This is a genomic window from Pseudomonas sp. LBUM1656, assembly GCF_059716065.1.
Map to the genome: position 1 here is coordinate 6,055,428 of NZ_CP166800.1, position 14,524 is coordinate 6,069,951.

Consider the following 14,524-nt stretch of genomic DNA (forward strand, 5'->3'; position numbering starts at 1 on the left):
GCGGTTATGCTCACAGCTCAATTGAGCGACGGGATGGCGTGTGACTGGACTGACTCCACTGCAAAACCTCTGGCTGACCGAGACGGTGCGCCTGCGTGAAGAACACGCCGGGCCCCTGGAGGATCTGGAAGCCAACCGACTGGCCCGCAGCGCCGGCGGCGACCTGCCGACGCGGATTCAGCGCCGGGCGGTGTGGCTGGCCGAACGCGACGGCTTGGCCGAAGCGCTCAAACATTGGCTGCAAGGCGCGCGACTGGCGCTGATCGTGATGGCGGTGCTGGCGATCGTCAGCGGTGCTGGCCTGGCGTTTGCCGCGCTGGGTGACGGCCAGACCCCGGTGAATGTGTTCTGGGCCTTAGGCAGTCTGCTTGGGCTCAATCTGATTCTGCTGTTGAGCTGGGCGTTGGGCCTGGTGTTTGCCGGTGAACACGGCGCCAGCCTTGGACGCTTGTGGCTGTGGCTCAGCGAAAAACTCGCGCGCGATGCCAAAGCCGCGCAACTGGCGCCGGCCCTGCTGCTGTTATTGCAACGACGCAAACTCAATCGCTGGGCGATCGGCGTGCTGGTCAATGGCTTGTGGTTGCTGGCGATGCTCAGCGCCCTGGCGATCTTGCTGACGTTGATGGCGACCCGGCGCTACGGCTTCGTCTGGGAAACCACCATTCTGCGCGGCGACACCTTCGTCGCCATGACCCAGGCCCTCGGAGCCCTGCCGGCCTTGCTCGGGTTCAGTGTGCCCAGCGTGGAGATGATCCGCGCCAGTGGCGATGCCGCGCTCAACATCGAAAGCGCCCGCCAAGCCTGGGCGGCATGGCTGGTCGGCGTGTTGCTGGTCTACGGCGTGTTGCCGCGTCTATTGCTGGTGCTGTTCTGCCGGTGGCGCTGGACATCCGGCCAAGCCGCGTTGCGCCTGGATCTGAACCTGCCCGGTTATGCCCAGTTGCGCGAACGCCTGATGCCCACCAGCGAACGCCTCGGCATCAGCGATGCCGCGCCTGCGCAACTTCATCGTGTGGAAAGTGGTGTCAGTGAACAGCAAAGCGACGGCGCGCTGCTGGTGGCCATCGAGCTGGACAATCAACGCCCGTGGCCGCCACTACTGCCGAAAACCGTGAACAACGCCGGCATTCTCGACAGCCGCGAGTCGCGCAACAAACTGCTCGAACAGCTGAGTCGTTTTCCCCCGGCCCGCTTGGCGATTGCCTGCGATCCACGACGCTCACCCGACCGTGGCAGCCTGGCACTCATCGCCGAACTGGCGCGCAATGCCGCCGCCACCCGTGTCTGGTTGCTGCAAGCGCCGCCCGGCGAAGCACTGGACGCCGAACGCTTGGGTGACTGGCATGTGGCGCTGCAACAGCTGGACCTGCCGTTCGCCGACTGCGTGCCCGTGAACTGGCTGGAGACCGGTCATGACTAACACCTGGAAAGCGCCCTTGAAGCTGGCCGTGGTCGGCCACACCAACGTCGGCAAAACGTCGTTGCTGCGCACGCTCACCCGGGATGTCGGATTCGGTGAAGTGTCCCATCGCCCCAGCACCACCCGCCACGTCGAAGGCGCGCGGTTGTCGGTGGACGGCGAGCCCTTGCTCGATCTCTACGACACGCCGGGCCTTGAAGACGCCATCGCCCTGCTCGACTACCTCGAACGCCTGGAACGCCCCGGCGAACGCCTCGACGGCCCGGCACGGCTTGCACGATTCCTGGAGGGCAGCGAAGCCCGGCAGCGCTTTGAACAGGAAGCCAAAGTGCTGCGGCAATTGCTCGCCTCGGACGCCGGCCTCTATGTGATCGACGCCCGTGAGCCGGTGCTGGCCAAGTACCGCGACGAACTGGAAGTGTTGGCCAGTTGCGGCAAACCGCTGCTGCCGGTGCTGAATTTCGTCAGCAGCGCCAACCACCGCGAACCGGATTGGCGTGAAGCCCTGGCACGTCTGGGCTTGCATGCCCTGGTGCGTTTCGACAGCGTCGCGCCGCCCGAGGATGGCGAACGCCGACTTTATGAAAGCCTCGCCTTGCTGCTGGAGAACTCCCGCGAACAACTGGAGCGCCTGATCGCCGATCAGCAGGCCCAGCGCCTGGCCCGTCAGCAAAGTGCGGCGCGGCTGATTGCCGAATTGCTGATCGATTGCGCCGCGTGCCGGCGCAGCGTGGTCAGCGATGCTGAGCAGGAACAACAAGCCATCAGCGAACTGCGCAAAGCCGTTCGCCAACGGGAACAGCGCTGCGTGGAAGGCTTGCTCAAGCTCTACGCCTTTCGCCCACAGGACGCGGCGGCCAGTGATCTGCCGCTGCTCGATGGCCGTTGGGGCGATGATTTGTTCAACCCGGAAACCCTCAAGCAATTGGGCGTGCGTGTCGGCGGTGGCATCGCGGCCGGTGCAGCCGCCGGTGCCGGGGTCGACTTGCTGGTGGGCGGCCTGACCCTCGGCGCGGCGGCACTGGCCGGCGCGATTGCCGGCGGCGCCCTGCAAACCGCGCGCAGTTATGGCAACCGGCTGATGGGCAAGATCAGAGGTCAGCGAGAATTGACGGTCGACGACAGCGTGTTGCGGTTGTTGGCCCTACGTCAGCGGCAGTTGCTGCAAGCGTTGAACGTGCGAGGGCATGCGGCGATGGACAGCATCCAGGTGGCTACACCTCAGGACAAGACCTGGCGCGAAGGCAAACTACCCGAAGCCCTGAACAAGGCTCGGGCGCATCCGCAGTGGTCGTCGTTGAATCCTCATCCCAAGTTGAGTCAGGCGGAGCGACAAGAGCAGATAGAGGCGTTGGCACAGCAGCTTTAAAACTGGGTGTTTGGGCCGGCCCCATCGCGGGCAAGCCCGCTCCCACAGGATTTGTGGTGAACACAAGTTCTGTAGTCACTACGGAACCTGTGGGAGCGAGCTTGCTCGCGATGGCAGCGCCTCGGTTTCAAGGCGTTACGCAGCCAACAGCCGCAACGCCTTCTCCTTCAAAACGCCAAGATCAATCACCGGCACCCACATTTCCTTCGCCAACTCATCCCACTGCCGCATGCGCAAACTGACTTCGCACAACGGGTCCTGTTCGAAGGCTTCAGCCTCGACAGGCGTCATCACCCCGCCCTGATACTCCAGGGTCCGGCGGCTGGCTTCGCTCAAGCGCTCGTAGTACCCGGGCTCTTTGAGCGTCAGGTAACGCTTGGCCGGAACGTGGTATTCCACCAGCCGCGCCATGCGCTCGCTGAAACCTGCACGACGCAGGTAATCGGCGCCCAATCGCTCGTGGCTGATCACGCCGAAGCCACCCATGTTCTGCGCGCTCTCGCCGCAGATATGCCCGATGTCGTGGAAGAATGCGGCCAGCACCACTTCATCATCGAAGCCCTCTGCCATGGCCAGCTCGGCTGCCTGGGACATGTGTTCGATCTGCGACACCGGCTCGCCGATGTAATCGCTGTCGCCAAAGCGCTCATACAAACCGAACACCTCGGCAATCACTTGCTCATGACGCGCCATCAATCTTCCCCCAATACTTGAGTGACATTACGTTCTGCCATCGCCGGTCCGATACTCATGCCAACCCCGGTGTGCATCAGCGCCACGCTCACACCCGGCATCGGCCGCAAGAACGAGAACGGCCCAGGCCCCCGTGAACCATAGACACCCTGCCAGCGCTCGACCACTTGCACTTTGCAACCCAGGGTTTGTTCAGCGAGTTCGATCATCCAGTTGTCCACTTGCTCGGCATTGAACGGCGACGGATCGCGGCCGTAATGGTGGGAGTCGCCGATGATCAATTCGCCATAAGGCGTCGGGCTGATCAGCAGGTGGATGCCGTTTTCATGCAGGTGCGGTTCCTCGCGCAGAATCTGCGCCTGCACCGCCGCCGCTTCCGGTAGATCGGCGAAGGCGCCGTAGTGCACGCAACTCAAACCGGTGAGCAATGCGTGTTGCAGGTTGAGGTTGATTTGCGGTCGGGCGCGGAGCATTTGCAGCCGGCAGATTTGCGGGTTGAGTGCGGCAATCGACTCGGCCAGCAAGGTCTGATAGTCGTGGCCGGAACAGACGATGATCTGCTCGGCGCTGAAAGTGCCGGTGGTGCTGTGCAGGCGACCCGGTTCGATGTCGCGCACCAAGGTGGAGAAGTGAAACTCGACGCCGAGGTCGCGGCGCAGGTAGTCGATCAACGCCGGAATCGCCTCGCGGGAATACAGTTGCTGATCGTCCATGCCGTGCAACGCAGCGCGGTGATGGCGGAACTGGCCGCCGTACAGATCGCGTAATGCAGCGCCGCGCAGGAGGTCGACGCGGTAACCGTGCTCCACGGCGCGGCCGGCGCAGAAGGCTTCCAGCAGGTGTTCTTCGGCTTCGGTGCGGGCGAACAAGTATGAGCCGTTGCGCTTGAGTTGCAGGCCGGCCAGTTGCGCCCATTGGCCCCAGATCTCGCGGCTGGCTTTGGCCAGTTCAAGCATCGGGCCCGGTGGTTGGCCGGTGACCAGGGCCTGACCGAAGTTGCGGACCGAGGCGCCCAAGGGCGTTTCGCTGCGTTCGAAAACCGTTACCTTGAGACCGCGTCTGGCGGCGGCGTAGGCGTGGGACAGGCCGAGGATGCCGGCACCGACGATCAGCACGTCGTTGTGGTGTGTCATGAAGTTTCCCCAATGATCGTTCCCACGCTCCGCGTGGGAATGCAGCCATGGACGCTCCGCGTCCACTGTGACGCAGAGCGTCACGGGATTCATTCCCACGCAGAGCGTGGGAACGATCGGTATCAGTTACTTGGCAGCCACTTTCTCGGACTTGCCGTCGTAGCGCTTGCGCCACTCGGTCAGGATTTCGTCGCGATTCTTCGACGCCCAGGCAAAGTCGTTCTTGATCAAGCGCTGCTCATAATCCGCCGGCAATTCGGTCTGCGGCTTGGCAATACCCGGTTGAGCGAGCACCGCGAAGTTCTCTTTATAAAGCTCCATCGCCGCCGGGCTGGCCGAGAAGTCAGCCAGTTTCTTCGCCGCCTCTTCGTGCGGTGTGCCCTTGATCACAGCCGTCGCTTCGATCTCCCAGCCCAGGCCTTCCTTCGGCAGGATGATGTCCAGCGGCGCGCCCTGGCGCTTCAACTGAACGGCCGGGTATTCAAAGGAAATACCGATCGGGAACTCACCCGCCGCTGCCAGTTTGCAAGGCTTGGAACCGGAGTGAACGTACTGGCCGATGTTCTGGTGCAGGTCGTCCATGTACTGCCAGCCCTGCTTCTCCCCGAAGGTTTGCAGCCAGGCGCTGACGTCGAGGAAACCGGTGCCGGACGAGGCCGGGTTGGGCATCACGATCTTGCCTTTGTACTCAGGCTTGGTCAGGTCTTGCCAGCTCACCGGTTTGGTCAAACCCTGCTTTTCGGCTTCGACAGTGTTGAAGCAAATGGTCGCAGCCCAGACGTCCATGCCGACCCAGGCGGGCGGGTTGGCGGCGTCGCGGTAGTTGCCGCCGATCTTGCCCAGGTCTTTCGGCGCGTAGCTTTGCAGCATGCCTTGCTGATCGAGGATCGCCAGGCTCGAAGCCGCCAGGCCCCAGACTGCGTCAGCCTGCGGGCGGGCTTTTTCGGCCAGCAGTTTCGCCGTGATGATCCCGGTGGAATCGCGCACCCACTTGATCTCGATGTCCGGGTTGGCTTTTTCGAAAGCTTCTTTATAGGTCTTCAGTTGCTCGGCTTCGAGGGCGGTGTACACCGTCAACTCGGTTTGCGCCGCGAAGGCGTTCAGGCTGAAAGTAGCGAGCACAGCAGCGGCCAGGGCCATAGGCTTGAACATGATCGGTTTCCTGTCTTGTGAGTTGAGGGTGTGAATCAGTGGCCAGGCGCGGTCTGCCGCCAGGCCTGGGAGCGGCGCAGCAAACCGCGCGAGGCCCAGGCCAGCAGCAGGGACACGCCCGCCGAGGTGAACAGAATCAAAGTCGACATCGCCGCCGCGCCGCCGACGTTGCCGGCGTCATCCATGTTCAACACCGCCACCGCCGCAAGGATGGTGTCGGGGCTGTAGAGGAAGATCGCCGCCGAGACGGTGGTCATGGCCGAGACGAACAGGTAGCGCACGATGTCCAGCAGCGCCGGCAGGCAGATGGGCACGGTGACCCGCAGGTAGTGCCGATACAGCGGCGCCTTGAGCGACAACGCGGCGGCTTCGAACTCAGCGTCGAGCTGGCGCAGCGCCGTGGTCGCGGTCATTTGCGCGGTGGTCAAGTAGTGAGCAATGGTGCAGACCACCAGCAGGGTCATGGTCCCGTAGAGCACATGCAGCGGGTTGCCGGTCAGGTTGAAGAAAAAGACATAACCCAGGCCCAGCACCAGACCCGGCACCGCCATCGGTACGAAACTGAGCATGCGCAACGTCAGGTTCAGTCCGCGCTGGCCCTTGGTTTTTTCCATCAGGTAGGCGCCGGTGAAGATCAGCACGCTGCCGATCAACGCCGTGCACAAGGCCATCTTCACGCTGTTGCCATAGGCCAGCCAGCCGCCGCCCGCCGTGTCGTTGAACTGGTAGTGGTTGAGCGACAGCGACAGGTTATATGGCCAGAATTTCACCAGTGAGGAGAACACCGCCATGCCGAACACCAGCAGCAACACCGCGCAGATCAGCAACACAATCGCCAGGTAGCAGCCGTCCCGCAACTTCGACGGCGCCGGTTGAAACACCTGCGCCCGGCCGCTCATGGAATCGCCATGACGCCGACGCAACCAGGCATCGACACCGAAGCTGAACAGCGCCGGCAGCAGCAGGACCATGCCGATCAACGCGCCACGGCCGAATTGTTGCTGGCCGACCACCGCTTTGTAGGCTTCCAGCGCCAGCACTTGATAGTCGCCACCGACCACCACAGGCACGCCGAAGTCGGTGATGGTCAGGGTGAAGACCAGACAGAATGCCGCGAACACTGCCTGACGGGTCGCCGGCCAAGTGATGCTGCGGAAAGCTTTTGCCGGACTGGCGCCCATGCTGGAGGCAGCATCGAAGAGTCGCGCATCTGCCAGGGAAAGCGCCGACAGCAAAATCATCAACGCGTGTGGGAAGGTGTAGATGACCTCGCCCAGGACGATGCCCCAGAAGCCGTAGATATTGTCCGAGAGCAATCCACGCAACATGCCCTGATTGCCGAACAGATAAACCAGCGCAATACCCGGCAACATCGACGGCGCCATCAGCGGCAACAGCGACATCCCACGCCAGATGCCTTTGCCCGGAATCAATGTGCGTTGCAGCGCGTAGGCAAACAGGTAGGCCAGCGGTACGACAATCGCCGCGACGCTGAGGGAAACTTTCAGGCTGTTACCGAGCAACCAGTGAAAATTCGCACTGGTGACCAGTTCGCGAGCCGCGACCAGACCACCGCCCTGCCCGGTCTCGGAACTGAAGCCGCGCCAAAAGATCGCCAGCAACGGCATCAACACCGCGACGCCGAGCAGTACCAGTAAAAGGACTTTGCCGCCGACCACGAACACCCGGTCGCCGATCTCGGCACGGGAGGTCTGCCGAACCTGCTTGTGCGGTATCGGCAGCGCGATGTTCGCGCTCATCAGGCAAACACCTGCAGGCTGCGCGGTGGCAAGGCGACCATGATTTGCTGCGCGCCAAGACGCGGCATGGCCTCCGGTGCCAGTTCGGCCAGCAGCGCATGACCGGGCAGTTGATCGAGTTCGAAGCTCATGCGGCAGCGGTTGCCGAGGAAAGTAATTTCGCGGACCTTGGCCGGAAACAGGTTTTCTTCATGCACCGGAGGGTTGACGTTGATCGCTTCCGGGCGGCAGAACAAACGGCCCGACGTGGTTTTTGCGCTGCCATCCGCCAGGCGCATGCTCATCCCGCCGACCTGGGCGTGGCTGTCGCTGCTGCGGTTGAACGGCAGCCAGTTGCCCTGGCCGACAAACTCCGCCACAAACGGTGTGGCCGGGCGGTCGTAGATTTCCTGCGGCGTGGCGTACTGCTCGACCTTGCCGTTGTTCATCACGGCGATGCGGTCCGCCATCAGCATGGCTTCGTCCTGATTGTGCGTGACCATCAGCGTGGTCACACCGAGGTTGCGTTGCAGTTGACGCAGTTCGGTGCACAGATGCTCGCGAACCCGGGCGTCGAGGGCCGACATCGGTTCGTCCAGCAGCAACAAGGACGGCGCCGGCGCCAATGCGCGGGCCAGTGCGACACGTTGCTGTTGGCCGCCGGACAATTGGCCGGGGTACTTTTTCTCGCTGCCGATCAGGCCGACCAGTTCCAGCATCTGACCCACGCGTTTGCGCACTTCATCGCGACCGCTGCCGGCGAGGCCATAGGCAATGTTCGCTTCGACGGTGAGATTGGGGAACAGCGCGTAGGACTGGAAGAGAATGCCGTAGTCCCGCGCCTGGGGTGCCAGGTGGGAAACGTCGCGATCGCCGAGGTACAACTTGCCGCTGTCTTGTTTCTCCAGGCCGGCGATGCAACGCAGCAAGGTGGTTTTGCCACAGCCCGACGGGCCCAGCAGACACACCAGTTCACCGGCGGCGACGTCGAGGGAAACGTTATCCAGCGCGGTGAAGGCGCCAAAGCGTTTCTGCACGCCGCGCACTTTCATCGGGGCGCCGGGGTTGGTCAGGGCAGTTGCGTTCGAGTGGTTCATGGACGGGCCTCATCAAGCAGATGAGAGCCATCCTAGGGATGTAATGCGTACGTCATGTGGCAGTGAGGCAAAAACGGCTGATAGTGGTATTCAGGGATTTGGGTTCACCGCCGATCGTTCCCACGCTCCGCGTGGGAATGCAGCCCGGGACGCTCCGCGTCCCATCAAGAGCCGAACGCGGAGCGTCCGTTGAGGCATTCCCACGCGGAGCGTGGGAACGATCGTTACGCGGGAGCCATTTCCTGCGCCAACCCCAGAAACGCCGCCGGCAGCCGCGCGCCTTTGCGTTCCTTGAGGCAGTACAGATACTCGGGAATCTGCGGCGCATTCTCGATGGTCAGCACGCGCAGTTGCGGGTCATGCGGCACTTCCTGCCGGGCAATGATGCTGATGCCGATGTTGCGCAGCACCGCCTCACGAATTGATTCACGGCTGCCAATCTCCAGCAGCGGCCCGAAACTCACCCCGGCGCTGGCCAGCAACTCTTCGGTCAATCTCCGAGTGGTCGAGCCCGACTCACGCATCAACAACGTATGCCCGGCCAACGCACTGAGCGGCACATGGTCGTGAACCGCCAGCGGATGATTGCGATGCACCGCCAGCACCAGCGGATCGCTGCCGAGTACCCGGCGAATCAGTCGCGCATCGTCGAGCAACTGCGAGGACGCCGCGACGTCGACCCGGTAATCCTCCAGCGCCTCCAGCACCTGCTGGGAGTTGCCGATCTCCACCGACACTTCCACCTGCGGCAGGCGCTCGCGGAAGGTCTTTACCAGATCGAGGATGTAATACGGCGCGGTGGCGGCGATGCGCAACGTGCCCTGGACCTGGCCGCTGTTGCGCAGGAAAAACTCGATGTCCGCTTCCTGCTGCAACAGCGCCTTGACCATCGGCAGCAACCGCGCACCTTCATCACTGACGCTGAGGCGGCGGCCGCCACGGTAGAACAGTTCAACCGAGTACTGGCTTTCCAGATGGCGGATCTGCGTGGTCACCGTGGGCTGACTCAGGCCGAGCTTTTTCGCCGCCAGGGTAATGCTGCCTAAACGGGCCACCATGTAAAACGCCTTCAGCTCGGCACTCAGCACACTCGTCCCTCATCGTTTATTTACGCAGCAGGCGCAAACCGTTGAACACCACCAACAGGCTCACGCCCATGTCGGCGAACACTGCCATCCACATGGTGGCGATCCCGGCGAAGGTTACCCCAAGAAAGATCGCCTTGATGACCAAAGCGAGGGCGATGTTCTGTTTGAGGATGCTCGACGTCCGCCGCGACAGGCGGATGAACGCGGGGATCTTGCGCAGATCGTCGTCCATCAGGGCGACATCGGCGGTCTCGATGGCGGTATCGGTGCCGGCGGCCGCCATGGCGAAACCGATCTCGGCCCGGGCCAGCGCCGGCGCATCGTTGATGCCGTCGCCGACCATGCCGACGCGATGGCCCTGTGCATAAAGTGCCTCGATGGCTTGCAGCTTGTCGGTCGGCAGCAGGTCGCCCTTGGCCTCGTCGATGCCGACTTGCGCGGCAATCGCCTGGGCGGTGTGGACGTTGTCGCCGGTCAGCATCAAGGTTTTGATGCCCAGATCGTGCAGTTGCTGGATCGCTTCGCGACTGGACTCTTTCACAGTGTCGGCCACGGCGAACAGTGCCAACGGGCCGGACTTGTCGAGCAACAACACCACAGACTTGCCCTGTTTCTCCAGGGCAAACAGCTTCTCCTCCAGCGCTGGCGAGCACAGGTTCAGTTCTTCCACCAAACGGTGATTACCCAAATGGTAAACCTGACCGTTGATTTCGCCGCGTACGCCGCGACCGGCCAGCGCCTCGAAGCTATCCACAACGAGCGGCGCGAATTGTTTATCCACAGCCGCGTTGGCGATGGCCAACGACACCGGGTGATCCGAGCGACCGGCCAGCGCTGCCGCAATCGCCGGGGCGGTTGCGTCAGCGGTTGGATCAAGCGACAAATAATCAGTCTGCACCGGTTTGCCGTGGGTGATCGTGCCGGTCTTGTCCAGGGCCAGGTAATCGAGTTTGTAACCACCCTCCAGATAAACGCCGCCCTTCACCAGGATGCCTTTGCGCGCCGCTGCCGCGAGGCCGCTGACGATGGTCACCGGGGTGGAAATCACTAGCGCACATGGGCAGGCGACTACCAGCAACACCAGCGCCCGGTAAATCCAGTCGAACCACAGCGCGCCCATGAACAAAGGTGGAATCACTGCCACCGCCAGGGCAAAGATGAACACCGCCGGGGTATAGATTTTCGAAAACTGATCGACGAAGCGCTGGGTCGGTGCCCGTGCGCCCTGGGCCTGTTCCACGGCGTGGATGATCCGCGCCAGGGTCGAGTTATTGGCTGCGGCGGTCACGGTGTATTCCAGCGAGCCCGCCTGGTTGATGGTGCCGGCAAAGACTTTATCGCCCACAGTCTTCTCGATCGGCAGGCTTTCGCCGGTGATCGGCGCCTGATCGATGGTCGAACTGCCCGACACCACTTCGCCGTCCAGGCCAATCCGCTCTCCGGGACGCACACGCACTCGCGCGCCGAGGTCAATGGTTTTGACGTCTTGCTCGACCCAACTGCCGTCGGCTTGCTGCACCGTCGCCTGTTCCGGTGTCATCTGCATCAGGCCGCCAATAGCGTTGCGCGCCCGGTCCAGCGACTTGGCTTCGATCAACTCGGCCACGGTGAACAGGAACATCACCATCGCCGCTTCCGGCCATTGGCCGATCAGGATCGCGCCGGTTACCGCGATGCTCATCAAGGCGTTGATGTTCAGGTTGAGGTTCTTGAGCGCGATCCAGCCTTTCTTGTACGTGGTGAGGCCGCCACTGAGGATCGAAACCAGCGCGATGATTGCCACCACCCACGTCGGTGCGGCGTTGGTGAAGTGGATCACTTCTGCAGCCAGCGCACCCACGCCGGACAGCGCCAGGGGCCACCAGTGCTTTTTCTCGGGGATCGGCGCTGGCGCTTCGCTGCCCTGCTCCATCGGTTCGGCCACCATGCCCAGGGACTTGATCGCCTCGATGATCGGCGCAGTGCTCGGCAGGTCATGGGTCACGCCCAATACCCGATTGATCAGGTTGAATTCCAGTTGCTGCACACCCGCCAGCTTGCCCAGTTTGTTCTGGATCAGCGTCTGCTCGGTCGGGCAATCCATGGCGTCGATGCGGAAACTGCTCAGCCGTGCGCCGTCGGTCGGCTTGTCGCTCAACTTGATCAGCGAAGGCGCTGCCGCTTTGGATGAACAGCAGGAATCGCCATGCCCGCCATGGTCATGGCTTTCATTGTCATGCTGGGGCACAGGCTGCAGCTTGTGGCTGTGATCGTGATCGTGATCGTGATCGTGATCAGCCTCGGGTTTGTGGGTGTGAAGGGAATCGCTCATTGGGTTGCGTCCATGAAGGTGCCTGTTGCCAAGTAAAGACCCTGTAGCCACTATAGGGTCAAGCACCTATTTGGAGATTGGGTCATGAAGATCGGAGAACTGGCGAAAATTACCGATTGCGCCGTGGAAACCATCCGCTACTACGAGCGCGAAAACCTGCTGCCTGAGCCGGCCCGCAGTGACGGCAACTACCGCGTCTACACCCAGGCCCAAGCCGAACGCCTGACCTTTATCCGCAACTGCCGAACACTCGACATGACCCTGGAGGAAATCCGCAGCCTGCTGGCCCTGCGCGACAGCCCTCAGGATCAGTGTGAAAGTGTGAATGCACTGATCGACGAGCACATTCATCACGTGAAAGCGCGGATTGACGGGCTGATGGCGTTGCAGACGCAACTGCTCGACCTGCGCCAACGCTGTGGCGAGGGGCCGGAGATTGACCAGTGCGGGATTTTGCAGCGGTTGGAAGTGAGTGGCGGGGTTGTGGCGACGGAGGTCGAGCCTTCTCATGTTGGTCGCAGTCACGGCCATTAAGAACACCCCAAGACCCAATGTGGGAGCTAGCCTGCTAGCGATAGCGGTTTTTCCGTCACATCATTGTTGGATGTGCCGTCGCTATCGCTAGCAGGCTAGCTCCCACAGGGATATTGCGTGCTACATCAGACCGCCATCGGCGCGGTCATCGGCGCGTGGTGCTGATAACCCTCAAGCGAGAAATCGCTCGGCTCGATCAACTCCAGCCATTCCGGCTGATACTCACCGGTCTTGGCAAACTCCGGCACACGGTCGCTGATCACCAGTTTCGGCATCGGAAACGGCTCGCGCTTGAGCTGTTCATTCAGCATGTCCAGGTGGTTTTCGTAGACGTGGGCATCACCGATGAAATAGGTGAACCAGCGCGGCGTGTAGCCGGTGAGTCGGCCGATCAGGCTCAGCAGCGCAGCGCCTTCGGTGAGGTTGAACGGCGTGCCCAGGCCCAGGTCGTTGGAGCGGATGTAGAGGGTCAGAGAAATCTCTTTGGTCTCGACATTCGGATGGAACTGGTACAGCAGATGGCACGGCGGCAAGGCCATTTCATCGAGCTGCGCCACGTTCCAGCCGTGGAACAGGATGCGGCGGCTGCCCGGGTCTTTGATGATGGTGTCGACGCACTGGCGGATCTGGTCGATTGCCTTGTACAGCACCACATAGGCCTGACCGTCTTCCTCGCCTTCAGCGATCTGACGATAACCCTGGCTCAGAGTCTGTTCGATGGCGGCTTTGTTGCTGACCGGGATCTGCTTGTACGCCGGCCACTTGCGCCATTGCACGCCGTAGATCTCACCGAGGTCGTCTTCGCCCTGGCGGAACGGGTTGGCCAGCCACTGCGCGTTTTCGTTGGCGTTCTGGTCCCAGACCTTGCAGCCCAGCGCACGGAATTCGGCGGCGTTGTTCACCCCGCGCAGAAAACCACACATCTCGCCGATGGCTGACTTGAAGGCCATCTTGCGCGTGGTGATCGCCGGGAAACCTTCTTTCAGGTCATAACGCAGCATCGCGCCCGGAAAGCTGATGGTGTTCACGCCGGTGCGATTCGCCTGTTTGGTGCCGTTCTTGATGACGTGGGAGACCAGTTCGAGATATTGCTTCATGAGTTACCTGTGTCCTTGAACCCGGGGTCGTCACCCCGGGATTCGAATTTATACGGCGGCCGCTGGTGTCGCCGGGGCGCGGCGATACGCCAGCCAGATCAGGAACAACCCGCCGACGATCATCGGTACGCACAGTACCTGGCCCATGGTCAGCCAGTTCCAGGCCAGATAGCCCAGTTGCGCATCCGGTACGCGGACGAATTCCACAATGAAACGGAAGATGCCGTAGAACAGCGCGAACATCCCGGACACGGCCATGGTCGGCCGCGGCTTGCGCGAGAACAACCAGAGAATGGCGAACAGCGCCACGCCTTCCAGGGCGAACTGATACAGCTGCGACGGGTGACGCGGCAACTGCGCCGGATCGCTGAACGGCGGGAAGATCATGGCCCACGGCACGTCGGTCGCCTTGCCCCACAACTCGGCGTTGATGAAGTTGCCGATGCGCCCGGCACCCAGGCCGATCGGCACCATTGGCGCGACAAAATCCATCAGCTGGAAGAACGACTTGTTGTTCTTCTTGCCGAACCACAACGCTGCCAGCATCACGCCGATGAAGCCGCCGTGGAACGACATGCCGCCCTTCCACACTTCGAAAATCAGCGTCGGGTTGGCCAGGTAAGCGTGCAGATCGTAGAACAGCACATAGCCCAGGCGCCCGCCGACGATAACGCCCATCGACATCCAGAAGACCATGTCGGAAAGTTTCTCCTTGGTCCAGGTCGGGTCGAAGCGGTTGAGCCGGCGCGATGCCAACAGCCAGGCGCCGCCGATGCCGATCAGGTACATCAGACCGTACCAGTGGATTTTCAGCGGACCGATGGCCAGGGCCACCGGGTCGATCTGCGGGTAAGGCAGCATTGCGACTCCTTGTTAAATTGAAACCAGAAT

Annotated in this window: 12 protein-coding genes; 3 read left to right on the forward strand and 9 right to left on the reverse strand. The window is 62.2% G+C overall.

Translation table 11 applies throughout. The annotated features are described in order from the left end of the window. Positions 1-40: 40 nt before the first annotated feature. Together ACA072_RS27505 and ACA072_RS27510 are read left to right on the forward strand one after the other, a co-directional pair. On the forward strand, positions 41-1,420 hold the full coding sequence (locus tag ACA072_RS27505; protein ID WP_497621835.1) for a DUF2868 domain-containing protein: 1,380 nt from the start codon (positions 41-43) through the stop codon (positions 1,418-1,420). Beyond that, on the forward strand, positions 1,413-2,789 hold the full coding sequence (locus ACA072_RS27510) for a GTPase/DUF3482 domain-containing protein (RefSeq protein ID WP_497621837.1): 1,377 nt from the start codon (positions 1,413-1,415) through the stop codon (positions 2,787-2,789). The genes ACA072_RS27505 and ACA072_RS27510 overlap by 8 nt, the downstream gene beginning before the upstream one ends. Positions 2,790-2,924: 135 nt before the next feature. Here the strand turns inward: ACA072_RS27510 and ACA072_RS27515 are convergent, their stop codons facing one another. The 7 genes from ACA072_RS27515 to ACA072_RS27545 all read right to left on the reverse strand — a co-directional run bounded on the left by ACA072_RS27515 (position 2,925) and on the right by ACA072_RS27545 (position 12,002). Further along, positions 2,925-3,482 (reverse strand): phosphonate degradation HD-domain oxygenase, encoded by a 558-nt coding sequence (locus ACA072_RS27515; RefSeq protein WP_497621839.1) that lies wholly within the window; start codon positions 3,480-3,482, stop codon positions 2,925-2,927. Beyond that, entirely contained in the window at positions 3,482-4,615 is a 1,134-nt protein-coding gene (locus ACA072_RS27520; protein WP_497621841.1) for a TIGR03364 family FAD-dependent oxidoreductase, read from the reverse strand. The genes ACA072_RS27515 and ACA072_RS27520 overlap by 1 nt, the downstream gene beginning before the upstream one ends. Before the next feature lie 126 nt (positions 4,616-4,741). Next, complete coding sequence (locus ACA072_RS27525; RefSeq protein WP_497621843.1) at positions 4,742-5,767, reverse strand: putative 2-aminoethylphosphonate ABC transporter substrate-binding protein; 1,026 nt, start codon at positions 5,765-5,767, stop codon at positions 4,742-4,744. A gap of 35 nt (positions 5,768-5,802) precedes the next feature. After that, positions 5,803-7,527 (reverse strand): putative 2-aminoethylphosphonate ABC transporter permease subunit, encoded by a 1,725-nt coding sequence (locus ACA072_RS27530; RefSeq protein WP_497621845.1) that lies wholly within the window; start codon positions 7,525-7,527, stop codon positions 5,803-5,805. Further along, positions 7,527-8,603: a putative 2-aminoethylphosphonate ABC transporter ATP-binding protein gene (locus tag ACA072_RS27535; protein WP_497621847.1), complete on the reverse strand. Its 1,077-nt coding sequence runs from the start codon at positions 8,601-8,603 to the stop codon at positions 7,527-7,529. The genes ACA072_RS27530 and ACA072_RS27535 overlap by 1 nt, the downstream gene beginning before the upstream one ends. Before the next feature lie 224 nt (positions 8,604-8,827). Next, positions 8,828-9,691, reverse strand: a complete 864-nt coding sequence (locus ACA072_RS27540; protein ID WP_123361013.1) for a LysR family transcriptional regulator — start codon at positions 9,689-9,691, stop codon at positions 8,828-8,830. 16 nt (positions 9,692-9,707) lie between these two features. Continuing rightward, entirely contained in the window at positions 9,708-12,002 is a 2,295-nt protein-coding gene (locus ACA072_RS27545) for a heavy metal translocating P-type ATPase (RefSeq protein WP_497621849.1), read from the reverse strand. An 84-nt stretch (positions 12,003-12,086) separates the two neighbouring features. On the opposite strand from ACA072_RS27545, the gene cadR reads away from it, so the two are divergent. Beyond that, positions 12,087-12,536 carry a Cd(II)/Pb(II)-responsive transcriptional regulator gene (gene cadR, locus ACA072_RS27550; protein ID WP_497621851.1) on the forward strand — a complete coding sequence of 150 codons (450 nt, stop codon included), beginning with the start codon at positions 12,087-12,089 and terminating at the stop codon, positions 12,534-12,536. 125 nt (positions 12,537-12,661) lie between these two features. On the opposite strand, the gene ACA072_RS27555 is transcribed toward cadR, so the two are convergent. Both ACA072_RS27555 and lgt read right to left on the reverse strand, forming a co-directional pair. After that, positions 12,662-13,633 carry a thymidylate synthase gene (locus ACA072_RS27555; RefSeq protein ID WP_497621852.1) on the reverse strand — a complete coding sequence of 324 codons (972 nt, stop codon included), beginning with the start codon at positions 13,631-13,633 and terminating at the stop codon, positions 12,662-12,664. A 48-nt stretch (positions 13,634-13,681) separates the two neighbouring features. Further along, the gene (lgt, locus tag ACA072_RS27560) at positions 13,682-14,494 is read right to left on the reverse strand and encodes a prolipoprotein diacylglyceryl transferase (protein WP_497621854.1); all 813 of its coding nucleotides are present in this window, start codon (positions 14,492-14,494) and stop codon (positions 13,682-13,684) included. Between the last annotated feature and the right edge of the window lie 30 nt (positions 14,495-14,524).